Here is a 26936-nt window from a genome sequence, read left to right as displayed (position 1 = left end):
GATTACTTTGAAGACAACGTTTTTTATTTAAAAAGACAAGGAGCGTGTCAATCGTGAGTAAATCTCAAGCAAGTAAAATGGGTCTTGGAACCTTTGTCGGTCTGACGATGGCTTTGTGTGCGACAGTTCGGAGTATCCCAACTTTAGCAGCCGTTGGGTGGACATTGATTTTTTATTCAATCTTTGCTGTACTGTTTTTTGCTGGACCAATTTCAATGGTTTCTGGCGAGCTTTCTACGATGCTTCCTCAAGAAGGTGGACCTCAATTATGGGTGAAAACAGCTTTAGGAAGTAAATGGGGGTTTGTGGTTGCCTGGTTACTTTGGGTGCAAATGTTTCCAGGAATGGTAATGGTAGCATCCACATTAGGACCATTACTAGGAAACACATTCGGTCAAATCGAATTAGGCAATAATCATTTATTTGTATTAGGTTGTATTTTAGTCATTTATTGGATCATTACTATTTTGAATTTAAAATTTGATATGGCCAAAGTTGGTGGAAACATCGGCGTCTGGTTGGGGGTCTATATTCCTGTTGTGATCATGTTTGTATTAGGTTTATTGGCTGCCTTTAAAGTAGGTTTGGTATCAAACGGCTATTTAGGTGATTTTAGTTGGTCAAAAGCTTTTCCTGATCTAGAACATAGTGAATCCTTGAAATATCTTGCAGGTATTACATTTATCTTTGTTGGTATCGAAATGAGTTCTGTTTATATGCCTCGTTTGAAAGATGCAACGAAGAACTATACAAAAGGTGTATTTATCGCTTTAATCGGTTTAGTTTTATTAAATGTGATCAATGCGATGTTGGTTGCTAATGTGGTCCCAGATGGGAAAATGGAATTAGCAAATATTACTCAGCCCATCTTGATTTACTGTGAAATTCTTGGATTACCAACAATTATTGGGAATATTTTTAGTTTCATGGTATTTATCGGAGTGCTATTACAATTATCTGCTTGGGTCACTGGACCATCTAAAACGATTATCCAAGTGGCACGTGAAGGTTTCTTGCCACCAAAATTTGGATTCCATAAAGAAAATGAATATGGCGTTTCTAGAAACGTTGTTTTAACACAATCAATTGTTATTTCATTGTTTGCGTTACTTTACGGAGTAATGGACGATGTTAGTGCTGTATTCTTGACATTAACAAATGCTACTACTGTTATTTATTGTATTGTTTATATTTTGATTGCTGTTTCATTAATCAAAATGCGAAAAAACCATCCAGATTTAGAACGTCCTTATCGTATTGGTAAAAAAGGCAATGGTCTGGCTTGGGTTGTTAGCTGCATGTTGATTTTTTCTATTGTTGCAGTCGTCTTTTCTACGTTAGGTACTTCAACACTTACTGATGCTTTATTAGTGGCGGTAATTACGATTGTCATGTTTGTGATTCCTTTGATTATCAATCGTTTGAAAAAGGATTCATGGGGAGCAGAAGTAGAAAAGAGTATAGAAGAATAATATAAGAGCAGGTTAGTAGCTTAAAATAAAAAATGTAAAAGGGAGATGACGATGGTTATGTCCCTTTTACTAAAATTCCTTTTCAAAAATAAATTACTTAAGTATACGCAAAATAAATTCATTGTTAAAAAGGAATTAAAAATATTTAGAAAAAAAGGGGTAAAAAAATTTTCTTACCCACCTTAAAAAATGTCCCAATGACAATTTGTCCTACCAAAAGTTAGAATTTTTTAGGTAGGGCTTTTTTTGTGAAAAATAGGAGACGATACGATGGATAAAAAAATATCGCTTAAAGAAAGTATGGCTGTTCTAGTCGTATTGTTGGCTATATTAGGTGTATTGATTATTGGTTTTCAATTATCTCCTCATATCCCAATACTTGCGGCTTTTATGTGTTTATTATTTTATGGTAGATTTAGAAAATTTTCATGGGATGAGATTCATGATGGCGTCGTCAAGGGAATTACGCCAGGAATCATTCCCATTTTGATTTTTCTTTTAATTGGTGTTTTAGTTGCTTCATGGATTTTATCAGGAACGATACCTACAATTATGGTTTATGGGTTTCAATTGATATCTGTAAGATTTTTTCTACCAACTGCTTTTTTGGTGTGTACAATTGTAGGTATTACTGTCGGTAGTTCATTTACAACAATTTCAACAATTGGTATTGCTTTTTTAGGTATCGGTCATATCTTAGGATTTGATGATGCTATGACAACTGGTGCAGTCGTTTCTGGCGCATTTCTTGGAAATAATTGTTCGCCATTGTCTGATACGACGAATTTAGCTGCTGGAATCGGTGAGGTTAATTTATTTGAACATATTGCACAAATGAGGTATACGGATTTACCAGCTTTTTTGATTGCTATGGTCTTTTATATTTTCCTTGGTCACCGTAGTCACACAGCAGACCTACATGCGATTACTGAGATGATCCAAAATATGAAAGCTGGCTTTTGGATTTCGCCATGGACACTGATTCCGTTAGTCATCTTGTTTGGTGGAGCAATCAAAAAAATTCCAGCGATTCCTACTCTCTTAACGGGTTCCGCTGTGGCGATCATTCTTTCTTTTGTTCATCAACCCCAGTTGACAATTGCAAAGGTGGCTAATATTTTGATGAATGGATATGTGGCCCACACAGCCGATCCTAAAATCAATGAACTACTTTCAAGAGGGGGAATTACGAGTATGCTTGGTTCAGCCAGCCTAATTTTACTAGCATTAGCATTAGGTGGGTTGTTGATCAAGTACACGATCGTTGAAACCATCGTCCAAGGATTGCGAGAGAAAATGGATCGTCCTTCTCGCTTGATTGGTTTTACTGCCCTTAGCTGTATAGGGATTAATTTGATAGTGGGAGAACAATATTTGTCGATGATTTTACCAGGAGAAACGTTTAAGCGTTCATTTGAGCAAGTTGATTTAGATAAAAAGTATTTAACTCGAACGCTCGCCGATGCTGGGGCAACAGTTAATTCATTGATTCCTTGGGGAGTGAGTGGCACCTTTATTATGGGCACGATGAAGGTCAGTGCTTTACAATATTTACCATTTGCTTTCTTTTCGATCTTCGCACCGATTTTTACCATTTTAAGTGGTTTTTGGTTGAATCAAAAACAAAAGAAAAAGGTACTTAACTAAAAAAGAATCGAAAAATCCGGAGATAGGGTTCGCCTATTCTGGGATTTTTCGGTTTCTTTTTTATTTTGTCTTTTCTGTTGGTGTGAATGGTACGACGGTTTCTCTTTTTATCAGTTGGTGTGGGATAACTAAACGAACCCCGGTGCTGATCTCATCGTGGATCAATTCCTGTAATTTTTGCATCGCCACACGTCCTAATTCAGAAATATCAATATCGATACTCGTTAAATAAGGGTGAGTCAACGTAGCAAAAATGGAGTTATTGAAGCTAATGATTGATAAGGTTTCAGGAACTTCATAACCATACATCTGTGCGAGTTGGATTGTTCGTAGAGCAAAAATATCATCAATAACGACGAGGGCTGTTGCATGTGTCTTCTTTAAAATAGAATCAAATGTTAAATAATCTTCAGGTTGCTCAATTACTAAACTAGGATGAACCGAGTAATTGGCTAACATCATTGCTTTTTGATAACCGAAGTAACGTTCATAATAAAGACTTTCATGTGTCGTGTTGGTCACGAAGAGGATATGTTTATGTCCGTTTTGAATCAGAAAATCGGTTGCTTGTTTCCCTAAGAGTTGGTTATCATTATCAACGTAGATGATTTCATTTTCATGTTGGTATGGTTGTCCAATTAAGGTGAAGGGAATCTCATTTTGATAAAGGTACTCAATCACAGGATCCTCACTATCGGAATAAAGTAGAATAAATCCATCAACTTGCTTTTGTAAGTGCATTCTCTGCACGTTTTCTAATAAGACATCGAAGCTTTTGGCGGTTGCTATTGCAGTGGTTAAGTCGTAATGCCTTGCTTCCTCGTTGATGGCTTCCATAATTTCGAGATAAAAAGGATTGCCAATGCGTTCTTTAGAATCAAGGGGGGGTAAAATGACACCAATTGCATTTGAAACTCTTTTTCCGAGATTTCTAGCAGTGATATTTGGGACATAGCCAAGCTCATCCATAACTTTGCGTACTTTCTTTTTGGTTGTTTCTGATATGCTCGGATGATCATTGATAACACGTGAAACAGTAGAGGTAGCAACTCCTGCTTTTTTTGCCACATCTTTCACTGTGATCGCCATAAACATGCCACCTTTCTTCTTGAAATTCTAAAAAATGAGGAACCCTTTTGCCGAGTGCATGTTTCGTCTTTTAGTTAGTCCTAACTGGTGAAAAAAATTCCAGACAACTATGAAGTAGTGATTAATCATTTGTATTATTTAAAAGCAACTGGCAATACTTTTTAGCCTCATTCTTCTTTTAAGACATTGAATTGGTAAGAGGTATAACTGATTTTTTCTTGTCCTGGGTACAATGTGATTGAACCAAATTCTGGGAAATGGACAGCATCAGGAAATTCTTGTGGTTCAATGGCCAATCCGTAATTTGAATGCATTTTTTGACCATTGATTAAAAAATCAGCTTCAAACCCAGTCGTAGAAAATAATACCACACTTTTATTCGTCGTTGCTATAGACAACTGGCGTCCGGCTTTTTTTTCTGATAAGGTCAGGATTTTTTTGTTGCGCTTAGGGACATTTAAGACAAAAACGTCATCTAACCCGTTTGGATAAACTGCTAAAATCTCTTTTAATGAATGAGGATGTTTGAAATGAATAGGTAGAGATGTCGTAGCAATCAGCGCACCAGTCGGGATTTTTTCATGGTCTAACTCTAGCGTTCCTTCTGTTTGAATGGCTAATTCATGTTCATCAATATCTCGTTTGCCATTTCCTGAAAGATTGAAGTAGGCATGATTGGTAGGATTACAAATGGTTTCTGTTAAGCTACTTGTTTTTATGATCATCTCTAATTTATTCTTAGTTAATTGGTACGTAACTGTGGCGGTTATGGGACCAGGATAGTCAGAAAAAGTATCCTGCAAGTAAAAGACAACACCAATTGAGGTGGGTGTTTTAAAAACTTCCACTTTCCAGTATTGAAAAGACCATCCGTTTGAACCACCGTGTATATGATGATTGCCTTCATTTTTTTCTAGTTGATGGTTTGCCCAAGAACCATGTTTAATTCGTCCAGCAACTGGACCCACGATTGCGCCAAAATAGCTTTGGTCAGTTAATACATCGGAGAAATTGTCATAAGTTAACAACACATTTTCAAAATGTCCCTCTTTATCCGGCGCTAGAATTTGATGAAGCCTTGCACCATAATTGAGAAGAACGACCGTTAAACTGTCGTTCTTCAATGTGATTTTTTTTAATCTAGTTTTGGGGATAGGGGTAACGGAGATGGATGGTTCAGGCATGTTTTTGCCACTCGGTTTCTAAATAGTTCTTTGTAAGCCAAGTTGTGTCAGATACGACTGGAATATCCTCCCCAAGATCTTCTGCACGTCCGACACCGATAGGAAATGCCCCGCTTGTGATGATGGCTTTTATGCCAGCTTTTGCATCCTCAATCCCAATACATTCGTGTGGTGTTAAACCGATTTCTTTAGCTGCCAATAAAAAAATATCAGGTGCAGGTTTTCCCATTTTTACCTTGGTAGGGTCAGCGATGGCATCAAAGTATGGCGTTAAAGCCATCTTTGATAAAAGAAATGGACCATTCTTACTCGCGGAAGCAAGTGAAATTTTAATGTCAGCTGTTTTTAACTCTTTAAGCAATGACAAGATACCTGGAAAGACATCTTCAGGTGTAATTGTTTGGATCATTTCAAGATAGTAATCATTTTTTCTTTTGGCTAACTCTTGGAATTGTTTTTTTGAAAAATCCTGCTCTTTATTTCCATATGAAAGCAATAATTGCAAGGAATCTTCTCTACTAATGCCTTTTAAATGTTCGTTAAATGTTCGGTCAATCGTTACTCCAATTTCTTGACCTAATTTTTTCCACGCACGGTAATGAAATTCTGCTGTATCAGTAATCACGCCATCCAAATCGAATAATACGCCTTTAAACATCGAATGCCCCCTTTTGCAAAGGAATTTCTAAATGATTTTCTAAAAGGTAAGATTTTTCGTAAACATCTAGTGAACATGCTTCGCCAGAAACTAAAGACAAGGTAACTTCCTCACTTGATACAGCAACAAAGATCAAACGATTGCGATAGTTTACATGGAAAGAATAAGCACGCCATGTTTTTGGTAAAAAGGGTGCAAAGCGTAAACGCTCATGATCGGTTTTCATCTGAGCAAATCCTTGAACGATGGCTAACCAGCTACCAGTCATCGAAGTGATGTGTAACCCATCTTCCGTATCGTTGTTATAATTATCTAAATCAAGTCGAGCTGTCCGTTGATACATTTCTACCGCTTTATCTTCCATACCTAATTCAGCAGCTAAAATTGCGTGAATACTTGGAGAAAGAGAAGACTCGTGAACAGTCATTGGCTCATAAAAATCAAAATTTCGTTGTTTTTCTTCTTTTGTGAACGAATCATTGAAGAAATAGATACCTTGAAGAACATCTGCTTGTTTGATAAAGCAAGAGCGTAAAATTTTATCCCAAGACCAATGCTGATTTAATGGTAGTTCATCCGCTTTTAATGCGGACACAGGTAAGAGTTCTTTATCTAAAAACGTATCATGTTGGACAAAAATACCTAGTTCTTCGTCTACAGGGAAATACATGTTTTCCACAATTTCTTGCCAATGTTTCAGTTCATCTTCCCTGATCATCACCGATGTTTCTGCTTGGAATTTTAAATAATTTTCTCGTGTATAAGTTAATACCCAACAAGCAATTGTGTTGGTATACCAATTATTATTAATATTATTTTCGTATTCATTCGGTCCTGTTACACCATGGATCATAAATTTATTTTTTCGTTTTGAGAAATGAACACGATCTGCCCAAAAACGAGCAATTTCTGTTAAGACTTCTAATCCTTCTTTTTTTAGATATTCCGTATCACCAGTATAATTTGTGTAATTATAGATCGCATAAGCAATGGCACCGTTACGATGAATTTCTTCAAAAGTGATTTCCCATTCGTTATGACATTCCACCCCAGTAAACGTGACCATCGGATATAGTGCGCCTTTTAGCCCTTGCTGTTTTGCGTTATGGATAGCTTGTGGCAATTGGTTATGACGATATTTCAGAAGATTTTTCGTCACTTCTGGTTTTGCCAAAGCAAGATACAAAGGAACCGCATAGGCTTCTGTATCCCAGTAAGTAGCACCTCCATATTTTTCACCTGTAAATCCTTTTGGTCCGATGTTTAAGCGTTCGTCTTCTCCATAATAAGTAGAAAACAATTGGAAGAGGTTAAATCGAATGCCTTGCTGAGCCTCTTCATCACCTTCGATCACAACATCTGCTAGCGCCCAACGTTTCTCCCAAGCAGCCGTTTGCTCTTCTTTCGCTTGAAGATGATGGGTGTGTAAATGATGAAATTCGTCTATAACTTGTTGTGCTTGCTGAGCTTCTGGGATATCTCGACTAGTCAGTACAAGTACCTCTTTATCTAATGTAACGGACTGATTCACATGGAGGTCAAAAGAGAATAGACCTTGAATCGCCAACGGTTCGTCTTGATATATGGGTTGAACGGATTGCTCGTTGACAAAATGTCGCATAGCTGCAGTGACGGTGAATTGCTCAATTGAAAAATTATTTGGGATCGTTTTAGTTGTTAAATAGCTCGTTTCTTTTATTGTTCCTCGATCGATTTCGTTCCAAAAATGTTCATCGTAGTTACTATCTTCGTTTTGGACATTACTATCTAATTTAGAAATGATTTTGATACTGCCATTTCCTTCTAACATCTCTATTTTTAAACGAATATACGCCATCTCATTTTTTACAATGCTTAAGAAGCGTTCAAAAGAAAGACGCACTTTATTGGTTGCTGTTGTTACAATAAAGCTTCTTTTCAGTACACCGTTTTTCATATTTAATTCCCAATTAAATTCTTCCGGTTCCATCGTTGCTAGATCAATTAATTGTTCATTGATATAAACATCCATGGCAATAAAATTCACTGCGTTGATCACTTTACCAAAATATTCTGGGTAGCCATTTTTCCACCAACCTACACGTGTTTTGTCTGGGTACCATATGCCTGCTAAATAAGTTCCTTGATGGTGGTCGCCAGAATAACTTTCTTCAAAGTTGCCACGCATGCCCATATATCCGTTGCCGATGCTTGTTAAAGATTCTTGTAAACGGAGATTTTTTCTATCTAAAGTTGTGGTACTGATTTTCCAAGGATCAATCTGAAATAAGCGTTTGATTTGTTTCATGGTGTTCCTCCTAGAAGTTTTCATTTATATGCTTATAATAAACGCAACCGATTGCATAAGTCAATAAAAAATAAATGAAAGAATTAGCAAGTATAAAGTGAAGGAGGAAGTTGGTAGAAAAAACAACTGATCTTTCTTGGCGGGGTGGTGTATTATAATTTCTTGCAGAAAATGGTAATAAAAATAATTTATTTTTGAGTAAGTAAAATAAACCATTTACAAAAAAAGAAACAAGGGATATAATAGCTAACAACGAAACCGATTGCATAAAGGAGAGTTAGCGTATATGAAAAAAGTGTTTAATTTTGAATTTTGGCAAAAATTTGGAAAGGCTTTAATGGTGGTGGTAGCAGTCATGCCAGCTGCAGGTTTAATGATCAGTATCGGAAAATCTATTCCACTGATTGATCCAAACTTAGCATTTTTAGTGACAACTGGTGGGGTAATTGAAAATATTGGTTGGGCTATTATTGGTAATTTGCATCTCTTGTTTGCTTTAGCCATAGGAGGAAGTTGGGCAAAAGAGCGAGCAGGAGGCGCTTTTGCCGCAGGTATCTCATTTATTTTGATCAATCGGATCACAGGGGCAATTTTTGGTGTAACTAGTGAGATGCTAGCAAATGAAGAAGCATTTACACATACACTGTTTGGCACAAAGATCATGGTGAAAGGATTTTTTACAAGTGTATTAGAAGCGCCTGCTTTAAATATGGGTGTGTTTGTTGGAATTATTGCCGGATTTGTCGGTGCAATGGCTTATAATAAATATTATAATTATCGTAAATTGCCAGATGCGTTATCTTTTTTCAATGGCAAACGCTTCGTGCCTTTTGTTGTGATTTTGTGGTCAACAGTGGTTGCTCTAGTACTTGCGGTTATTTGGCCAAATGTGCAAGCAGGAATTAATAATTTTGGCCTTTGGATTGCACAATCTCAAGAAAGTGCGCCGGTTTTAGCTCCTTTCCTTTACGGTACGTTGGAACGCTTATTGTTACCGTTTGGACTACATCATATGTTGACGATTCCAATTAACTATACACAGTTAGGTGGTACTTATGAAATTTTATCTGGGGCACAAGCTGGGACGCAAGTATTTGGACAAGATCCTTTATGGTTAGCGTGGGCAACAGATTTGGTGAATTTAAAAGGTGCAGGGGACATGTCTCACTATCAATTTGTATTAACCAATTGGACACCTGCTCGTTTTAAAGTTGGCCAAATGATTGGTTCATCTGGGATTTTGATGGGATTAGCTTTAGCGATGTATCGTAATGTGGATATGGATAAAAAAGCACGTTACAAATCGATGTATTTCTCAGCAGCTTTAGCTGTTTTCTTAACGGGTGTGACTGAACCTTTAGAATTTATGTTTATGTTTGCTGCTGTTCCACTTTACGTTGTTTATTCAGTGATCCAAGGAGCAGCATTTGCTATGGCCGATATTTTACCTTTACGTGTTCATTCATTTGGAAACATTGAGTTATTAACAAGAACACCACTGGCAATCAAAGCAGGGCTTGGTGGTGATTTGATCAATTTTGTTATTTGCGTCATTTTATTCGGTGTAGTGACTTATTTTTTAGCCAATTTCATGATCAAGAAATTCAATTTTGCGACTCCTGGACGTAATGGCAATTATGACAATGATAGTGAAGGAACCTCTTCCCCACAAGTAGGTGCGGTGGATCAGCATGTGGTCAAAATCATTCACTTACTCGGTGGAAAAGAAAATATTAAAGAGGTCGATGCTTGTATGACTCGTTTACGCGTCAGTGTAGTGGATCGTAACAAAGTAGGGACAGAAGAAGCGTGGAAACGTGCTGGCGCAATGGGGCTGATTGTCAAAGATAACGGTGTCCAAGCGGTTTACGGACCAAAAGCGGATGTCTTAAAATCTGATATTGAAGATTTGCTTCAATCTGGGGCAGACATTCCTGAACCAGTAGTAGAAGAAACAACGACGGAACCAGAAAATAGGAATCAACCACTAGGTATACAAAAAGAACTACAAGCAGTAGCTACAGGAGAAGTGATTCCTTTAGCAAAAGTAAACGATCCTGTCTTTTCTAAAAAAATGATGGGAGACGGTTTTGCTGTTATACCAGTTACGGGCGAAGTAGTCGCTCCAATAGCTGGAAAAATTATCAGTGTATTTCCAACAAAACATGCCATTGGTTTAGAAACAAAAGAAGGTGTAGAAGTATTGATTCACATGGGCATCGACACGGTACAGCTGAAACAACCAGCTTTTGAAATTTTTGTCACAGAAGGTCAAAACGTAGAGGCAGGAACGAAACTTGCACAAATAGATTTAGACAGCCTCAAAAAAGAAGACAAAGATCCGACCGTTATCGTTGTATTTACTAATAATAAAGTAAATGAACTAACGATCACTCATTTAGGCAATGCCAAAGCAGGTTTTGTGATTGGTAATTTAGAATTGTGATTGATTGCAAAAGAAATAAAACATCCATTTATTTTCTACCTCATAAATTAAAAGGATGACATCGTACGATAAACAAGCTCGAAAACTCGAACACATTTTCTGGTGTTTTTGGATTTTCGAGCTTATTTGAAAGAATGGATATACAAATTGTTCATGTAAAAGGTAAGTGTATTGGAAAATTTTCAATCGTACATTTAGCAAGTCAAAATTATTTTTCATGCATTTAGATGAACTCATTGTCTGTTTGTTCCATTTCAATTTCGTGTGTTAATCAAAGGAGAACATAAGATGAAAGTAATGACTTTAAATACCCATAGTTGGCTAGAAACTTCGCCCTATGAAAAATTACAACGGATTGCTGATAAAATCGCTCAGGAAGATTACGATATAGTGGCTTTACAAGAAGTCAATCAATCGCTTACTTCTAAAAATATCGCCAACTACGAATTACAGAATTTTTGTTCAGTACAAGATCAGACACCAATTCGTGAAGACAATTTTGCTTACTGTTTGATCCAGCTTTTGGAAAAACAAGGGAAAACCTATTATTGGAGTTGGGAGATGAGTCACATTGGCTACGACATTTATGAAGAAGGCAATGCGCTCCTTTCTAAGTCCCCCTTGGTCAGCCAAGCTTTCTGTGTTTCTGAAACGAACAAAAAAGAAGACTATCATACTCGTAACATTTTAATCGGACAGACGTGTGTCGATGAGCAAGAAATAATTGTAGCAAGTTGTCATTTTTCTTGGTGGATAGACGAAAAAAGTGGTTTTGTATTTGAATGGCAACGCCTAGAAGAACACTTATCTAATGTCTCTAATCCTATATTTTTGTTAGGTGATTTTAATAACCCAGCAGACGAAATAGGTTATCAATTAGTTGCACAGAGTTCACTTGAAATTATCGATTCCTATAAACTTGCACAAAAAAAATCTGGAGAAGGAACCATTAAAAAGAAAATTGATGGTTGGGAAAATAATACAGAAGAGCTGAGAATTGATTATATTTATGTGCCAAAAGAAAGTAGAGTAAAAGAATACCGTCACATTTTTGATGGGAAAACAGAAGCGCTTGTTAGCGATCATTATGGAATAGAGATAATTACTAATGAAAAAGAAAAATAAAAAAGATGCCCAGAGTAAACAAATCCTTCTTTACTCTGGGCATCTTTTATTATGTAGAGCGAATGTTTTCTATGTGCTGGGTGCTTTAAGTTAAATTTGTGGACGTATCATATGTCAAACTTAGCGTGAAGGAAAACAAAATTCAGGTAAGCATGTTTTTAAGGGTTCATTTCTCTGGACTGTTTTGCTACTTTGGGAAGCCTTGATCTCTTTAATTTTTTTTTGATGGCTCCTCTGTTGAGGCGCATCTTTCTGAGGTTGAGTAACAATCGGGCGAACTTTTTCCCCCATGCTCTTAATAACCCTATTAATAATCCTATTATTAATATTCAGAAAGGTAGCATAATATTTCTCAAACTTAGAGACTATATCTTGTCTTTCTTTGTGGCTAACTGGGTAATTTTTTAGATTGATTACAATGTCGAATAATTTTTTTGGGGCTTCCTTAATAGCTGAGCGAAAAGAATCCGTTTGAGAATCTTTTGTATGATTAATAAAAGACGAATGTAATCTTTGAATATCATCTATCATTTCTTGCTTTAGATGTAGATTTGCTCTTGGATTTTCTAAAAACTTTATCAACTTGCTTAGTAAAGAAGCATTTGGTGACCCATAAGATGTATATAGTTCCGTTTCTATAATTTCAGTATAGATTGGCTCTTTATCGTCATTCTTCTGTACGTTAGCATAGAGCGGTAATTTGTTATTGTCAGCTTCAGAATAAGCTTTAGGAAGATGATTGATAAAGCTTGTTTTATTATTATCTGTTGAAAGTGATATTGATGACTCTTTATAGTCATTTTTTTGTACGTTAACATAGATCGGTGACTCTTTATTATCATCCTTCTGTACGTTAGCATAGAGCGGTAATTTGTTATTGTCAGCTTCAGAATAAGCTTTAGGAAGGTGATTGATAAAGCTTGTTTTTTTATTATCTGTTGAATGAAATATTGATGACTCTTTATAGTTATTTTTCTGTATGATAGCAGAAAGCGGTAACTTGTCAGTATTGCCTGCAAAATAGGGTGGATGGATTCCAGCCAGGTTATTTATCTTCGGTGTTTTATTGTCAATTGAATATGGCATATATATACCTCCTTTTTTATAGAACCAATTATATTTCAAAAAAAAGAAATAAAAAAACATTTTTTCTAGAATTTAGAAAAAATGTTTTTTATTATTTTTCTCAGTTACTTTCTTGATTTTATTCGCTGTGTTTTGACATAAGTTTTAACAAATAAGCCAAATAAAGCGAGCCAACTGATGAGAGTCAAGGCGAAAACAAAGTAAAAGTAAAGTGGCAGGTCATAATAGAGGGTTACTTCATTGATGCCGTTGTGTTGCTTGACAATTGGTGTACCAATATCTGTTAATTCATAATCCTTCAGTTTCTTTCCATGCTGGAGCAAAACGGTTCGATCGTAAACAATGATTGGTAAATGGACGGTCTCTTCTCCTGTATTTTTCCACTTGATCGTTAAGCGACCACCTGGATGAGTCTTCATAAAGGTCGTTTCCCCATCTAAAATTTCTTCATTGTAGCGATCATATTTATTGGCTGTTGTTTCTTTGTAGATCGGTAAATAATCAGGTGTAGTTTTTTGAAAGACAAATAAACTTATTGACATATCTTGATTATAAAACGTTTTTCTTGCTTCTTCTGGGGTATCAAAGAGATACGTATGACGACTAACAAATGTTTCATCTTTCCATTTAGCTAGATGTTGATAGAGATTCTGGATCGTTTGAACAGAAGCAACTAAGATAAAGAATAAACTTAGTGCACGATACCATTTTTTCTTTTCCCATTGGTTTAGCGCTAGCGCTAGAAACAATAAAAAGAGCAAGGTAAATGGGACAAAAAAACGAAATGGAAATTGGATCAAACGAACAAAGGGAACATTTTTTTCCACCAAAGTCGTCCAAGGAATCAAACTTGTTGAAAGTAGAAAGAACACAAGGCTTGTACGTAAAAGTAACTTTGTAAATATATCGTAATGACGTCTCAAGAGTACAAACAGTAAGAGACCAATCAATAAAATCATTGGGAAAATTTCAGGATAAGTTAACCAGTAACTACCATCTAGATTAATTGCTTTTTGGCTCATTTCTTTATTAACAAAAGGTGGCAGAATCTTATTTCCGCTGTAGATTAAAGCCAAACCAGCCCAAATATTTGCCGTGAGAATGAAATAAAGTAGGATGGATTTGAAAAGTTGTTTGATTGCCTGACCTTTTTCTGTCTGAGTAAAGAAATAATACAAATAAAAAGGAATATACATCAATACGAGCATTACCGAAGACAGTAAATGGATTTGGGTCATTAAAGCAATTGAAGCAGTTACTTTCAGAACCGGAAATTTTTTATGAACGACAAAATCAGCTAAAGGGATCATACACAGAGGGTAAAAACAAGTTCCCCAACTGGTAAACCCTTGATTGACCGCCCAATATTGAATTGAATAGGTGGTCATAAACAAAACTGAGATCGGGACACTGACCCAATTTTTTACATTGACGTATTTTAAAAGTGTGAGCATTGACCAGCCGGAAATCAAGAAAAGAATAAAATTAGATAAAATTTGATAATGAAACCAACTTCCTGAAACTAAAACAATCAGTCCTTGGAAATAAGCAAATATGGGACCGTAAACGGCATTGACGATGCGCCCGCTTTGTTGAAACCCATACATTGAAGGAAAGTAATGAAAATCCCAGTTGGCAAATTGTTCAGCTGTATCGTAAAACCGATTATAGTGAAAGGGCGCATCAGCACCAATAATTAAATTATGGGTGAGTATGTTTGGTAAAATAAATAAGATAGCAAAAAACAAAATGATGAAATAAGGAATATATTTTTTCAATTGTCGAACTCCTTTTAGTGATTTAACTAATTTAATCATAAAGCTTTGCTAAACTAGTGGCAAGAAATTCGAAAAAACATGAAAAAAAGATAAACATTACAAGAAAATAACCTGAAAACACCACGAAAAGAAAGAGCTTCTCTGAATAAAGAAAGAATTTGAACACCGGTTTTATTATAACGATCAAAATATACGAAAAATTTGTAGGAATCGAAAAATAAAAAGTGAAAATAAAAGTCCAAACAGTCATTCACGAATGTAAAAATAATAAAAAGTTGAAATGGATAGAGTTAAGCAATAGGCAATGAAAAAAACAGTCGAGGCATTTAAATGATGCGACGGCTGTTTTTTATTATGTTTCTTTTTATGGAAAACATTCTTCTTTTTTTGTTCAGTCAAATGCGGAAAAATATTGTTTATTTTAGACGTTTGTAGTTTTCGTCAAAGTAACGTCCTTCACGAATGTCATTTGTCATTCCTTCATAAGGCTCTTCACTAATTACGTCTTCATTATCAATACCAGCATCACCCATATAAGTAATGGTTGCAAATTCTGGCACGACTAATTTTGGATAAGTTTCATATTTTTCACGTGCTGCTTCCATTTCATCAATGTGTTCATTTTGGAAAGTAACAGTAATTTCTGGATGTTCTTCTACCCATTTAGGAAAGAAGATTGTTCCGTGTAATTTCTTTTCATTTGGCATAAAATCTAAAGCAACATCTGTCCCCGTTGGCTCAGTCCACGTAATTTTAAAAACGCCATCTGTCAATTTCACAATGTCAGCTTCTTGGTCTTTGACCCAACGACCTTTGACCATCCCACCGTGGATGCGATAATCCACAGTATGATCATTTTTAGCATACCATTCGTATTCCCAACCGTTATCATAAGTATAAATAAAGTGTGTTCCAATAAAATCTTCTAGCTCTTTAAATTTTTTCATAATAAAACATCTCCTTGAAAGTTAAAACATGTAATAAAATACATGTTTTTGGTTACTCGATTATGATAAAATGAAAAATAAAATTTGTCAAGGGGGGCACCTGTATGGCAAGAAAAAATACGTTGCGATACATTTTGTTAGGCTTGTTAAGCAAAAAAAATATGTCAGGTTACGAATTGAATCAATCATTCAAAAATGAAATCGGAGAATTTTGGCAAGCAAAGCATAGTCAAATTTACCCAGAACTTGCAAAAATGCAAGAGCGAGGTCTGATTCAGCATGAAGTAGAAATTACGGGGATGAAGCTAGAAAAAAAAGTGTATCAGTTAACGGACGAAGGGAGAGTATTGTTAGATGAGTGGATTCGTACACCAATAGACGAATTACCGGTAAATCGCGATGAATTTGTGTTGAAGTTGTATTTTGTAAAAGAAGTCAATGATCCAACATTAATGGAGATTATTGAACAACAGCGTGATCTTCACGAAGAAAAGCGTGAGCATTTATTGGCTCGTAAAGCTGTGATTTTCCCTACTGAAAAAGATCGAGAGAAAAATTATGGACATTATTTGATCCTTTCTCATGCAATCAATCGCGAAACAGAATATACGAATTGGTTAACAGAAGTGATCGAAGAACAAAAAAAGCACCACTAAAAAATAAAAAAATGTAGTGGATTATCAGTGATCCTTTCAAAGTGTTCGTTCAAAAGAGCTATTTTGATAGAGACAGATAATTTCCTACATTTTATTTTTTATGAAGTGCGTTCTTTTAACAATTGTATGAAGTCTATTTTCTTACTTGCAGGTAAAATTTTATAAGTGAGTTCATTGGTTTGATCATCATGAATGATATAAAGCTGTGATTCTTCATCTGTTTCTTTAAAATCACCAATCAATAAAACCGTATACCTTTCATCGATCAATTCGATCTCTTTGATGGCTTTTGAGAAAACTTTGCGGACATGTTTCATTTTTTGTAGACGATTTTCCGCTTTTTCAGCAGCTTTGGTTAAGGTATAACCTTCATCTAAATACTTCTTAATGATTTCTACTTTGACGACAGTTGGCAATTGATATTTTCTGGGGGAGTTTCCATCAGTAGCCACTGAACGAATAAAACCTTTTTGTTCCCAATAACGTAACTGACGAGGAGAGACGCCTACGATTTCACTTAATTCACTGATTCCTACTAATAAATGATCATTTTCTAATAAGCGTTTAAGGGATGTTCCGACCATTTTTTTCCTCCTTTTTTATTTTGCTATTTTCCCTAATTATACTTCTGTTGACTTTAGTGTCAAGTAGGTTGACAAATGCAGGGAATAGGACTAAAGTATTCTAGTGGTTTCAGAAAAAATTCAGAAAGAAGAAATATGAGTAAAAATCAACCCGTAGATATTTACGGAAAACCATATAATCGGACACTTTTAGTTGTCGTGCTATTAATTGGTACATTTTGTACGGTTTTAAATCAAACCTTATTGACGACAGCATTTCCTACATTGATGAAAGAGTTTGATATTTCTGCATCTAGTGTTCAATGGCTGACTACAGGGTTCTTATTAGTGAATGGTATTATGATTCCAATTACCGCTTGGTTGATCAACAAATTTAGTTCAAGAAATTTGTATCTATCAGCGATGTCGATCTTTTTAATTGGGACAATTACCTGTTTTGTTGCGCCTAATTTTAGTACATTACTGATTGGTCGTTTGATCCAAGCTTGTGGTGTAGGGGTTTCAATGCCTTTATTGCAAAACATTATGTTATCAATCTTTCCACCAGAAAAAAGAGGGTCTGCCATGGGAATGTCAGGGATCGTTATTGGCTTGGCCCCAGCGTTAGGCCCTACTTTATCAGGTTATATTATCGATAACTATCATTGGCGTGATCTATTTGGTATGGTCTTGCCGATTGTGGTCTTAGTTTTAGCATTTTTCTTAATGAGAAGTGTGATACCATTATCCAATCCAAGCATTGATATTTTATCTGCTGTTCTTTCAACGATTGGTTTTGGTAGTTTACTTTATGGCTTTTCTAGTGTGGGTGATGCTGGCTGGGGAAGTACAAAAGTGATTAGTTTCTTAATTGTAGGAGTTGTATTTATTGCCTTGTTTGCATGGCGTCAGCTTCGTTTGGAACAACCTTTCTTAGAATTACGTGTTTTTAAATCCCCTACATTTACCATTGCGGCTGTTTTAGCTGGGGTAACCAATATGGCAATGGTTGGTGCAGAAATGGTTGTACCGCTTTATATTCAAAATATTCGTGGAGAATCAGCTTTTCATTCAGGTTTGATGCTGTTACCAGGGGCATTGATCATGGAAGCAATGATGCCGATCACTGGGGCTATTTTTGATAAACATGGTGCCAAACGCTTAGCGATTGTGGGGATGTTCGTGTTAACAGCTGCCACTGCACCATTTGCTTTCTTAACAAAAACGACGCCTGTCTTATATATTGTGATTCTTTATGCCATTCGGATGTTTGGTATTTCGATGGTGATGATGCCAGTAACAACTTCTGGTATGAATGCTTTGCCAAATAAATTGATCAGCCACGGTACTGCTGTGAATAATACATTCCGTCAAATTGCTAGTTCAATCGGTACAGCTATCTTGATTAGTGTGTTGACAAACGTTACCAATGATAATCTTCCGGCAAAATCAGTATTGAATAGCACGCCTTTAGCTTATAAAGATCAAGCAATTAATGCCACATTATCTGGTTACCATGCTGCCTTCTTTGTGGCGATTGTCTTTGGAATGATCGGTCTTGTGATTGCCTTCTTATTGAAGAGAAAAGAGCCTGTTTTAGTGAAAGCGAGGGATAACGCATGATTATTTTCGTCTTGATCATTAGTTTGCTTGCTTTTGCATGGATCAACATTTTTGCAAGAAAAACCTGGCAAACATTTCTATCATTGATCTTCGGTTTGATCTTCGTGGCTTCTTTAGCATTGATTGTCGCTAATTTATCCCATCACTTTGGTATGGAAAAAGTCACAGAAACCAAAACGACAGCCATCGTATCTAGTGCAGATTCAGACAATACCAATATGCTTTTGTATCAAGCATTAGGTGACGGTACGGAAAAAGTCTATCTTTATCGCACAAATGAAGAGCAAAAAAACCAAAAGCAACTGGTACAGATAATGAAACCAATAAAGTGGAACAAACCACTGGTAAAACACAAAAAGAAACAAAAACAACTTATTGGGTTTACAAAAATGATTGGTATAAATTCTGGTTCAATCTAGCAGACAATAACCATGAGTATGCAAAACGGGTTAATACATTTAAAATCCCAGCAAATTGGATCGAATTAAGTACCGATCAAGCAGAAAAATTAGCTGATTTAGTCAAACAACAACAAAGCACAATGGAAAAAGAAGCAAAATCCTATGTGCAAGATGGATTAGTCAAAGCAATGACAGAAAATCCAACGATGTCTAAAGAAGACCAAGAAAAACTAACTAAAAAATTAGCTACAGAATTTCAACAACAAGCATTAGCTAAGTTAGTAGAAGAAGTAAAAACAAAAGAATGATTTTGAAACGTGTCCTAATTTAAACAATAACCAGCTTCCAAACTTAGTTCAAATAACTAAGTTTGGGGGCTTTTTTGATCTCTGGGTATACTTATCGCAAATTTTTTTGCTATACTTAGTAAAAAAGAGGTAGGATGGATGCAAAAAAGTTATTCCTTTCAATCAATGATTTATGCTTCTGAAGTGGGCAAAGGTGGGGCTTATGTTATTTTTCCTTATAATGTCAAGGAAGAGTTTGGCATGGGAAGAGTGAAGGTGCATGCCACTTTTGATGGAGTTCCTTATGATGGGAGCATTGTAAATATGGGTGTAAAAAACGAGGATGGTACAGTTTGCTATATCTTAGGGATCCGTAAAGATATTCGGAAAAGAATTAATAAAGAAATTGGTGATATGGTTTAGGTGGAAATCATCCAAAGAAATTAATTAAAAAATATGATATGAAGAAATTGAAATGTCCTTAAAAGTTAGAGTTATGGTCTAATTTTGAGGGCGTTTTTACTTGTCACTTTTCTTTTTAAATGGCAAAAATTTTTAATTTTATTTAGCATCAAATATAAATATGTAATCACTATGAAAATCACTCAAAAACAACTGAATGATTTTTTCATTTCTTAATAAAATTTCTCTCCCTTCAGGAGTTAAATCTTTCCATTCATCTTTTTCATAATATTCTGCCTCTTCTCCTCCACTAAATGGATCTTCGATTTTAGGAACTAATGTAATTGTTCCATCTTCAGAATAGACAACAATATATTCTTGATTCTCTGAAGGTTTTTTACCATTATCAGACGGTAGTGTGATTACCACAGAATTTCCTTGTAATCTAGATTTTGTAATAAGCATATGAACTCCCCTTTTTGTTCATGTTACTACACAACACTAAGTAACGCAAAGTTTTGCAAAATATTTATTTGTAGATATTAAGTGTTCATAAAATCATAGAAAAGTGATAGGTGTTATCAGATGCTCTCAAAACAAGATGTTAGTAAGCGTTCATAAATAAGCTTTGTTTCACTTGAAGTCTTAGTTTTTCAAGACCATTTATTTTGACAAATTGATCAATTGCTTGATTTCTCTTTTATTATTGAAAATATACATATAAAAAAAGACAACCCTCATTTTTACATAAGGATTGTCTACAATCTGAGAACAAGGACTTAACCTTGCTCTCAAGTAATTTTTAGGAATAGAACTGTTTATTCTGCTCGTAATGCGATTGCTGCATCTTTTTTGGCTGCCATTCTTGCTGGAATGTGTCCACCTAACATCGTTAAGATGGTAGAGATAATAACAAGAACAAGAGCATGGACCGGATTTAATTGTGCGACATTTTTTAAATCAGTCATTTGATACAACAGATGATTGATTGGGAAAGTAGCTAACCAAGCGATCAATACACCAAGTAAGCCAGAAGAAATCCCTAAAATACATGTCTCAGCATCAAATACACGTGTGATATCTTTTTTACGAGCACCTAATGCTTTTAAGACACCAATTTCTTTCGTTCTTTCGATGACTGAAGTGTACGTAATAATACTGATCATGATCATACTTGTCACTAGTGAAATACCAGCAAAAGCAATCAAGACATAAGTAATAGCATCCATCAAACCACCAGTTAATTCAGTCATAGTACCGGCTAAGTCAGAGTAGATGATCTTATCTTCTTCTTCTTTTCCTTTATTATATTTGTCTAAATAGTTGAGAATTTGTTCTTTGTCTTCAAAGTTATTTGGGTAAATCATGATACTTGTTGGTAGGCTATCACCGCCTAGATAGCTGATTAATGATTGTTTGGTTGTTTCATCGACTTTTTCTGTAGTCAAAACATTCGTATCACTTTCTTTTTGTGCTTTGACAACATCCGAATCTTTATTTTCATTTACAATTTGAGTAGTCAATTGATCACTGTAAGCAATCCCTGGTGAAAGTAGATTCATCGTGGAAGAGGATTTCACGCGTAAAATTCCGGCTATTTTTACTTCTTCTGTTGAATTAGCATACATTTCATCGTAATCATTGTTTGGAATAAAGTTTCCAGTTGGTAATTTTGTATAGTAATTATTGTTGTTAATAATTTTGAATGTTGTACCGACAATATTATCAAAGTCTAATTTTTGTCCATCTTTTACATCAAAGCCAAGATTTTTTAAGGCATCGATATTGGTATTGTTGTTTCCATCGACAATCAAAACAACGTCAGTTGCTGAAGTAGGATAATTTCCTGCAAGCAACGAATAATTTGCTTTTAAAAAGTTCTCTTTTTGGTTGTCTAATTGTGTAGGGAAGCTAGAAACACCTACACCTGTCATGGCAGACATTGTGCTAGAAAAGGACAATGATTCTGCATCTGGGTTTTGATTTGAAAAGCTAACTGGTTGTGCCTTTCCATCGATTTGGCGAAGCATATTAATACCTGTCGCCCGCGTGAATCCAATATTATTGCTTAAATTTGGATCGATGTTTTTGACATAATCAACGTATGTTTGGTCAATTTTATTAGTATGTTGTGCTTTGTCTTCATCGCTGATTTTAGCAGTGACTGTTTTCGTCTTTGGATAAGTCGCCTTATTTGTTCCTAGTGCTTCGGTATCGTTTGAGCGACTTGTGGTTACTTTTGAGATTGTGATGGGGAATTTTGCCATTGTCTCAGATTGTGTTTTGTCGATTTGTTTTTGGAATCCTGTAGACAGGGCAAGCACGATGGCAATCCCGATGATACCAATACTTGAAGCAAAAGAAGTTAAAAATGTTCGCCCTTTTTTTGTTCGAATATTATTAAATGAAAGTTTTAACGCTGTCCAAAAACTCATTTTTGTTCGGCGTAAATTAAATTGATCATCTTTTGGTCTTTCGATATGCGGATTGGAATCAGCTAAGATTTTTCCATCTGAAAATTCAATGATGCGATCGGCATATTGATGAGCAAGTTCAGGGTTATGTGTCACCATGACAACTAATTTTTCATTGGATAATTCTTGAATTAATTCCATGATTTGAATACTTGTTTCCGTATCTAACGCCCCTGTAGGTTCATCACAAAGGAGAATATCTGGATCGTTGGCCAAGGCTCGAGCAATTGCGACACGTTGCATTTGCCCCCCCGATAACTGATTGGGTTTCTTATGCATATGGTCAGATAGGCCGACACGATGTAAAGCATTTTCAGCCTTTTTTCGTTTTTCTTCTTTTGAGACACCACTAAGCGTCATCCCTAATTCAACATTTTCAATAATTCCTAGATGGCCAATCAAATTATAACTTTGGAAGATAAAACCAATGGAGTTGTTTCGATAAGCATCCCAATCGCTATCTTTAAAATCTTTTGTTGATTTGCCATTGATCACCATGTCACCAGAATCATAATTATCTAAACCGCCGATGACATTCAGCATCGTTGTTTTACCAGAGCCACTTGGGCCGAGTATAGCAACAAATTCTTTTTTTCTAAAGGCTACAGACACGCCGTCTAACGCTTTAGTCGTTGTTTCGCCAACTTTATAATATTTCTTTATATCTTTTAATTGTAGCATATTTGCCCTTCTTTCCTTTTGAAATATTCGGTATACTTACTAAGTATATGGAACAATGAACACAGTGTAATGGATGAATGTTAACTGAATATGAACAAATAGAAAAAAACAAGAAATTTTTCAAAAAAATAGAGGGAAAAAAATGAATCGTATATTAGTTGTAGAAGATGATGAAAACTTGCAATTACTTTATCGTTCGGTTTTGGAACATGCTGGCTTTTCAGTAATAACGGCAAAAAATGGGGAAGAAGCACTGGCACGATTAGAAAATATTCAAGTAGAATTAATCATCACAGACATTATGATGCCTGAAATGGATGGTTATGAATTAGTAAAAAACTTACGAGAAAGTAAAATAGAGATTCCTGTATTGATGATTACGGCAAAAGCAGATTTTGAAGATAAAAAACGTGGTTTTCAGCTGGGGACCGATGACTATATGATCAAGCCAGTTGATGTCAAGGAGATGGTTTTACGAGTTGAAGCGTTGTTAAGGAGAGCAAAAATCAATCACAGTAACCAATTGATCATTGGCAAAACCATCTTGAATCAAGAAACGTATGAAGTAAAAGGAACGAAACAAACCACTGTTTTACCACAAAAAGAATTTCTGCTTTTGTATAAACTCTTGGCTTATCCAAATAAAATTTTTACCCGACAACAATTGATGGATGACATTTGGGGACTAGACACCAATACAGAAGAACGAACGATCGATGTACATATCAAGCGACTAAGAACACGTTTTGAAGGGGACAGTGATTTTCAAATTGTCACAGTACGCGGTTTAGGTTATAAGGCGGAGATAAGCGGATGAAAAAGAAATTGTATTCACAACTTTGGATTTATTCTGCCAGTATCGTTTTTGTTTCGATATTGGTGACATTATTATGCTTTCTAGGGTTTATTTTTCTACTTTCTCATCAGACTATTGCACCTTCTCAACGACCAACGTTATACCCATTATTAGTATTTGCCTTTTTTAGTATGATCGTTGGGACAAGTATTTCGATTTTTGTCGGTCGAAGAATTTTGATGCCCATTAGTGAATTACGTAAAAGTATGAGTAAAGTAGCGACAGGAGATTTCTCCATTCGGATGGATGAAGAGCAAAAAGTTGAAGAAGTTCAGCAACTTTATAAAGATTTTAACGTCATGGTCCAAGAATTAAACAGTATTGAAACGCTGAGAAATGATTTTGTTTCAAGCGTCTCTCATGAGTTCAAAACACCTTTAGCGACAATTCAAGGATATGTACAACTTTTGCAGGCGCCAGATATTGCTGAAAAAGAAAAACAGATTTTTTTGCAGAGATTGCTTGAAAGCATTTCCCAATTATCGCAATTAACAGAAAATATTCTCAAATTAAATAAGCTAGAAAATCAACGTGTGCAAATAGAAAAGCGGGCATTTCGTTTAGATGAACAAATACGAGAAGTGATAGTATTTTTACAACCTAAATGGGAATCTTTAACCTTAAATATTGACCTTGATTCTGTTGTTTATTTTGGTAATGAAGAATTTTTGTATCAAGTATGGTTGAATATTATGGATAATGCTATCAAGTATAATCAAATCGATGGGAAAATAGACATTCGCCTTACGCAAAATGCGAAAGATATTCTACTTGAAATCACGGATTCAGGTGTGGGGATGAATGAAGAAACACAAAAGAGAATTTTTGAAAAATTCTATCAAGGGGATACGAGTCGACAAATGGCTGGCAATGACTTAGGTTTATCTTTAGTGAAAAAAATCCTCGAATTACACAATGGAACGATTCGCTATAGTAGTATCCCAGGTGTAGGGACAACCGTCGTTATTCAACTTAAAAAGTAAAAATTGCGAGCATTAATTATTGGTACGCTAGGTGAGCTTAATAATTGTGAAGTTTTTGCATTTAAAATACGTTTGAATTTCACTGACCTGTTGTCTATCTTTGCTTTGAATAAGGTGTGAGTGACTAATAGGCTAAGATAGCCAATGAAAAAAATTAGTTCGTTCATTTTTTTATATTCACGTGGATCATCAATAGATAAAAGAGTAAAAAAAGTATGGAAGTTAGGAATATTCTTAATTTTCATACTTTTTTAGTTACAAACCAATATTATATGTGATATAATATTAAAAAATAAAAGATATTGTATTTTATAAAAAGAAGGTGAAGTAATGCATATACAAGTTCCGACAATCTTGCTTGATGGCACCGTATTAGCTGCATTAAGTAGAGAAGATATGTACGGGTATGCTTTGACTAAAATCGTACAAGAAAGTTTGTCTGTAAGTGAATCAACTATGTATCCCGTGTTAAGAAGATTAAAAAAAGAAGGATTTTTAGATACTTATGATGAGCCGTTTGAAGGAAGAAATCGGCGCTATTATCATTTAACCCCAATGGGACACAAACAATTAGAAGAAATTATTGATGAATGGATCGTTTTTCGAGATTCCTTAAATCGATTATTGGAGGATAACAAACATGATTGAATATTTAGATGAGGTAATAGAGGAGATGCAAGAAATCCCTGAAGCTGATCGCTATGATTTGATTCAATATTATGAAGAATATTTTTTAGACTCTGGTAAAACAATCGATCAAATCATTGAAGAATACGGCACGCCGAAGCAGTTTGCACTAAAATTAAAAATTAATTATTTTTCTACCATTGATGATTCCGCAGAAGATGAAGTAACTCCTAGAAGCTTTAAACGAAAGATACGTTTGATTTGGATGATTGTTCTTGGCTTGTGTGCTTCTCCACTATTGATACCGATGGCGGCACTCTTTATACTAGCTATCCTAGGACTAGTATTCCTGTTGATTATGGCTTTTGTAGGTGTTTATGTAGGTTGTATCTCTGTATTGGGTTTAGGCTTATTTTCAATTATTTCAGGAATCGGCGTCATAGGACAATCAATTTCCAGCGGATTATTTTATATTGGTATGGGTCTTTTTGCTACAGGTAGTGTCTTGTTTTTTGCACCATTACTTTTGAAAGTAACTAAGTGGCTTTCTAAAATGATGATGAATTTTGTGAAATGGGTGGGTCGTCGCTTTGTCACAAGACGGACGATTCATTCTTCAAACTTATAGGAAAGTGGTGTAAAAGGTGAAATTAAAATACTTTTTAATCGGTGGCCTAGGATTTATGCTAATAGGTGGAATACTTGCAGTTTCTAGTTATAAATTTGGAACACTTAAAAGTTTTACATGGGATAATGGACCTAAGTTGATTGATATGGCGCAAGATTTCCAAATAATTCCTTCAACGGAAAAAATTAAAAAAATCATCATACATGCAGAACATCAACAAGTGCAAATTACACGAGGATTGGATTTTGAAGTAGAAACATCTTATGAAAAAGCATACAAACCTCAGGTATCTGTAGACGGACAAACGCTATCGATCGAAGCAAATGCAAAAGAGCGGAACGTATGGATCAGTTTGGAAGACAATACACCAAGTATTACGCTAACCATTCCTAAAGATTTATCTTTATCAGAGATAAAAATTGAAGGAGATGATAGTTACTTTGGATTAACAGAATTAGCTAGTGAAAAAATCACGACTAAAACTTATGGAGGAACCCTTTTACTTGATAGTATTGAAGGAAAATCCGCTAAAATAGAGGATATGCAAGGAAATGTCACAATCAATCATTCAACGATACAAAAAATGGCAGTGACAGGAAGAAATAGTCGTTTTTACTTGGAAGATTTAACCCATAAACAAAGTGCATTTGAAGTGGAAAATAGCAGTATCGATCTTTTTAGTAAAAATGAGCTAGGATTAGACATCCAACTTTCAGGTAGTTCGACAGTGACAAAAGACAATGAGAATTTAGCATTAAAAACAGTACTTGATGGAAAAGACAACCTGAAAATTACTGGGTATGATAGTAATGTAAATATTTATCATGAAGAAGAGAACATGGAAGATTACTAAAGCAAGAAAACTATTTATATGAAACTGTGAGAAAAGGTTGTGGCAGAGCCGCTTAGCTCTGAGCGAATAAGAGATTAATTTTTGAAATAGCTTCCTCATATTTTGAAAATTTAGCGCTTATTGTTGAGGAGTTGCTACTTGAACACCGTGGAAAAGGTTGTGAAAAGCATGGTCTGCTTCAAT

Annotated in this window: 21 protein-coding genes and 2 pseudogenes; 13 read left to right on the top strand and 10 right to left on the bottom strand. The window is 35.3% G+C overall.

Features of this window, described 5'->3' with window-relative positions:
• Nucleotides 1-53: 53 nt before the first annotated feature.
• Nucleotides 54-1472 carry a tyrosine-tyramine antiporter gene (gene tyrP, locus EVI01_RS08110; RefSeq protein ID WP_010750568.1) on the top strand — a complete coding sequence of 473 codons (1419 nt, stop codon included), beginning with the start codon at nt 54-56 and terminating at the stop codon, nt 1470-1472.
• A gap of 270 nt (nt 1473-1742) precedes the next feature.
• Entirely contained in the window at nt 1743-3119 is a 1377-nt protein-coding gene (gene nhaC, locus EVI01_RS08105; RefSeq protein ID WP_010750566.1) for a Na+/H+ antiporter NhaC, read from the top strand.
• A gap of 60 nt (nt 3120-3179) precedes the next feature.
• Here the strand turns inward: nhaC and EVI01_RS08100 are convergent, their stop codons facing one another.
• From EVI01_RS08100 to mdxK, 4 genes are all read right to left on the bottom strand, one after another.
• Entirely contained in the window at nt 3180-4208 is a 1029-nt protein-coding gene (locus EVI01_RS08100) for a LacI family DNA-binding transcriptional regulator (RefSeq protein ID WP_010750565.1), read from the bottom strand.
• Between the two features lie 167 nt (nt 4209-4375).
• Nucleotides 4376-5392 carry an aldose epimerase family protein gene (locus EVI01_RS08095; RefSeq protein ID WP_010750564.1) on the bottom strand — a complete coding sequence of 339 codons (1017 nt, stop codon included), beginning with the start codon at nt 5390-5392 and terminating at the stop codon, nt 4376-4378.
• Nucleotides 5385-6050: a beta-phosphoglucomutase gene (gene pgmB / locus EVI01_RS08090; RefSeq protein WP_010750563.1), complete on the bottom strand. Its 666-nt coding sequence runs from the start codon at nt 6048-6050 to the stop codon at nt 5385-5387. The genes EVI01_RS08095 and pgmB overlap by 8 nt, the downstream gene beginning before the upstream one ends.
• Nucleotides 6043-8337, bottom strand: coding sequence for a maltose phosphorylase MdxK (gene mdxK, locus EVI01_RS08085; protein ID WP_010750562.1), 2295 nt, complete (start codon nt 8335-8337; stop codon nt 6043-6045). Before mdxK ends, pgmB begins: the two co-directional genes overlap by 8 nt.
• A 286-nt stretch (nt 8338-8623) precedes the next feature.
• On the opposite strand from mdxK, the gene EVI01_RS08080 reads away from it, so the two are divergent.
• A complete protein-coding gene (locus tag EVI01_RS08080; RefSeq protein ID WP_010750561.1) occupies nt 8624-10783 on the top strand; it encodes a PTS transporter subunit IIBC in 2160 nt (719 codons plus the stop codon).
• A 288-nt stretch (nt 10784-11071) separates the two neighbouring features.
• Entirely contained in the window at nt 11072-11908 is an 837-nt protein-coding gene (locus EVI01_RS08075; protein ID WP_010750560.1) for an endonuclease/exonuclease/phosphatase family protein, read from the top strand.
• A gap of 120 nt (nt 11909-12028) precedes the next feature.
• Here EVI01_RS08075 and EVI01_RS08070 read toward each other — a convergent pair whose 3' ends face one another.
• The 3 genes from EVI01_RS08070 to padC all read right to left on the bottom strand — a co-directional run bounded on the left by EVI01_RS08070 (nt 12029) and on the right by padC (nt 15719).
• Nucleotides 12029-12994 (bottom strand): hypothetical protein, encoded by a 966-nt coding sequence (locus EVI01_RS08070; protein WP_010750559.1) that lies wholly within the window; start codon nt 12992-12994, stop codon nt 12029-12031.
• A gap of 104 nt (nt 12995-13098) precedes the next feature.
• A complete protein-coding gene (locus EVI01_RS08065) occupies nt 13099-14811 on the bottom strand; it encodes a putative glycosyltransferase family protein (RefSeq protein ID WP_174270060.1) in 1713 nt (570 codons plus the stop codon).
• A gap of 377 nt (nt 14812-15188) precedes the next feature.
• Nucleotides 15189-15719: a phenolic acid decarboxylase gene (gene padC, locus EVI01_RS08060; RefSeq protein WP_010750557.1), complete on the bottom strand. Its 531-nt coding sequence runs from the start codon at nt 15717-15719 to the stop codon at nt 15189-15191.
• A 104-nt stretch (nt 15720-15823) separates the two neighbouring features.
• Here padC and EVI01_RS08055 point away from each other — a divergent pair, with 104 nt between their 5' ends.
• On the top strand, nt 15824-16375 hold the full coding sequence (locus EVI01_RS08055; RefSeq protein WP_010750556.1) for a PadR family transcriptional regulator: 552 nt from the start codon (nt 15824-15826) through the stop codon (nt 16373-16375).
• Nucleotides 16376-16473: 98 nt separating this feature from the next.
• On the opposite strand, the gene EVI01_RS08050 is transcribed toward EVI01_RS08055, so the two are convergent.
• Nucleotides 16474-16959, bottom strand: coding sequence for a MerR family transcriptional regulator (locus EVI01_RS08050; protein WP_010750555.1), 486 nt, complete (start codon nt 16957-16959; stop codon nt 16474-16476).
• 135 nt (nt 16960-17094) lie between these two features.
• Between EVI01_RS08050 and EVI01_RS08045 the strand changes: the two genes are divergently transcribed.
• From EVI01_RS08045 to EVI01_RS08035, 3 genes and pseudogenes are all read left to right on the top strand, one after another.
• Nucleotides 17095-18561 (top strand): MDR family MFS transporter, encoded by a 1467-nt coding sequence (locus tag EVI01_RS08045; RefSeq protein ID WP_025480608.1) that lies wholly within the window; start codon nt 17095-17097, stop codon nt 18559-18561.
• A pseudogene (locus tag EVI01_RS08040) lies at nt 18558-19270 on the top strand (DUF4811 domain-containing protein). Before EVI01_RS08045 ends, EVI01_RS08040 begins: the two are co-directional and overlap by 4 nt.
• 138 nt (nt 19271-19408) lie before the next feature.
• The gene (locus EVI01_RS08035; protein WP_010750552.1) at nt 19409-19672 is read left to right on the top strand and encodes a DUF1905 domain-containing protein; all 264 of its coding nucleotides are present in this window, start codon (nt 19409-19411) and stop codon (nt 19670-19672) included.
• 216 nt (nt 19673-19888) lie between these two features.
• Here the strand turns inward: EVI01_RS08035 and mazE are convergent.
• Nucleotides 19889-20116 (bottom strand): annotated as a pseudogene (gene mazE, locus EVI01_RS08030) (type II toxin-antitoxin system PemI/MazE family antitoxin); the annotation flags it as partial.
• A gap of 353 nt (nt 20117-20469) precedes the next feature.
• Nucleotides 20470-22806 carry an ABC transporter ATP-binding protein/permease gene (locus EVI01_RS08025; RefSeq protein ID WP_010750550.1) on the bottom strand — a complete coding sequence of 779 codons (2337 nt, stop codon included), beginning with the start codon at nt 22804-22806 and terminating at the stop codon, nt 20470-20472.
• Nucleotides 22807-22948: 142 nt separating this feature from the next.
• On the opposite strand from EVI01_RS08025, the gene EVI01_RS08020 reads away from it, so the two are divergent.
• From EVI01_RS08020 to EVI01_RS08000, 5 genes are all read left to right on the top strand, one after another.
• Nucleotides 22949-23623, top strand: a complete 675-nt coding sequence (locus EVI01_RS08020) for a response regulator transcription factor (RefSeq protein ID WP_010750549.1) — start codon at nt 22949-22951, stop codon at nt 23621-23623.
• A complete protein-coding gene (locus tag EVI01_RS08015) occupies nt 23620-24645 on the top strand; it encodes a HAMP domain-containing sensor histidine kinase (RefSeq protein ID WP_010750548.1) in 1026 nt (341 codons plus the stop codon). Before EVI01_RS08020 ends, EVI01_RS08015 begins: the two co-directional genes overlap by 4 nt.
• 330 nt (nt 24646-24975) lie before the next feature.
• Nucleotides 24976-25293 (top strand): PadR family transcriptional regulator, encoded by a 318-nt coding sequence (locus tag EVI01_RS08010; RefSeq protein ID WP_010750547.1) that lies wholly within the window; start codon nt 24976-24978, stop codon nt 25291-25293.
• Nucleotides 25286-25900, top strand: coding sequence for a DUF1700 domain-containing protein (locus EVI01_RS08005; RefSeq protein ID WP_010750546.1), 615 nt, complete (start codon nt 25286-25288; stop codon nt 25898-25900). Before EVI01_RS08010 ends, EVI01_RS08005 begins: the two co-directional genes overlap by 8 nt.
• 16 nt (nt 25901-25916) lie before the next feature.
• On the top strand, nt 25917-26753 hold the full coding sequence (locus tag EVI01_RS08000) for a DUF4097 family beta strand repeat-containing protein (protein WP_025480607.1): 837 nt from the start codon (nt 25917-25919) through the stop codon (nt 26751-26753).
• Nucleotides 26754-26936 lie beyond the last annotated feature (183 nt).

Origin of the sequence: Enterococcus villorum (assembly GCF_007990225.1) — a bacterium.
In the GTDB taxonomy this organism is placed as follows: domain Bacteria; phylum Bacillota; class Bacilli; order Lactobacillales; family Enterococcaceae; genus Enterococcus_B; species Enterococcus_B villorum.
Note: the sequence above shows the minus strand (reverse complement) of the source record. Positions and strands in the feature narration are given on the sequence as shown.

What these genes read in the sequence shown, in the direction of transcription:
- EVI01_RS08035 (WP_010750552.1), top strand. Translation starts at nt 19,409, where the DNA reads ATGCAAAAAAGTTATTCCTTTCAATCAATGATTTATGCTTCTGAAGTG.
- EVI01_RS08075 (WP_010750560.1), top strand. Translation starts at nt 11,072, where the DNA reads ATGAAAGTAATGACTTTAAATACCCATAGTTGGCTAGAAACTTCGCCC.
- padC (WP_010750557.1), bottom strand. Translation starts at nt 15,719, where the DNA reads ATGAAAAAATTTAAAGAGCTAGAAGATTTTATTGGAACACACTTTATT.
- EVI01_RS08095 (WP_010750564.1), bottom strand. Translation starts at nt 5,392, where the DNA reads ATGCCTGAACCATCCATCTCCGTTACCCCTATCCCCAAAACTAGATTA.
- EVI01_RS08070 (WP_010750559.1), bottom strand. Translation starts at nt 12,994, where the DNA reads ATGCCATATTCAATTGACAATAAAACACCGAAGATAAATAACCTGGCT.
- EVI01_RS08080 (WP_010750561.1), top strand. Translation starts at nt 8,624, where the DNA reads ATGAAAAAAGTGTTTAATTTTGAATTTTGGCAAAAATTTGGAAAGGCT.
- mdxK (WP_010750562.1), bottom strand. Translation starts at nt 8,337, where the DNA reads ATGAAACAAATCAAACGCTTATTTCAGATTGATCCTTGGAAAATCAGT.
- EVI01_RS08005 (WP_010750546.1), top strand. Translation starts at nt 25,286, where the DNA reads ATGATTGAATATTTAGATGAGGTAATAGAGGAGATGCAAGAAATCCCT.
- EVI01_RS08045 (WP_025480608.1), top strand. Translation starts at nt 17,095, where the DNA reads ATGAGTAAAAATCAACCCGTAGATATTTACGGAAAACCATATAATCGG.
- EVI01_RS08025 (WP_010750550.1), bottom strand. Translation starts at nt 22,806, where the DNA reads ATGCTACAATTAAAAGATATAAAGAAATATTATAAAGTTGGCGAAACA.
- EVI01_RS08065 (WP_174270060.1), bottom strand. Translation starts at nt 14,811, where the DNA reads ATGATTAAATTAGTTAAATCACTAAAAGGAGTTCGACAATTGAAAAAA.
- EVI01_RS08015 (WP_010750548.1), top strand. Translation starts at nt 23,620, where the DNA reads ATGAAAAAGAAATTGTATTCACAACTTTGGATTTATTCTGCCAGTATC.
- nhaC (WP_010750566.1), top strand. Translation starts at nt 1,743, where the DNA reads ATGGATAAAAAAATATCGCTTAAAGAAAGTATGGCTGTTCTAGTCGTA.
- EVI01_RS08010 (WP_010750547.1), top strand. Translation starts at nt 24,976, where the DNA reads ATGCATATACAAGTTCCGACAATCTTGCTTGATGGCACCGTATTAGCT.
- pgmB (WP_010750563.1), bottom strand. Translation starts at nt 6,050, where the DNA reads ATGTTTAAAGGCGTATTATTCGATTTGGATGGCGTGATTACTGATACA.
- EVI01_RS08055 (WP_010750556.1), top strand. Translation starts at nt 15,824, where the DNA reads ATGGCAAGAAAAAATACGTTGCGATACATTTTGTTAGGCTTGTTAAGC.
- EVI01_RS08020 (WP_010750549.1), top strand. Translation starts at nt 22,949, where the DNA reads ATGAATCGTATATTAGTTGTAGAAGATGATGAAAACTTGCAATTACTT.
- EVI01_RS08100 (WP_010750565.1), bottom strand. Translation starts at nt 4,208, where the DNA reads ATGGCGATCACAGTGAAAGATGTGGCAAAAAAAGCAGGAGTTGCTACC.
- EVI01_RS08050 (WP_010750555.1), bottom strand. Translation starts at nt 16,959, where the DNA reads ATGGTCGGAACATCCCTTAAACGCTTATTAGAAAATGATCATTTATTA.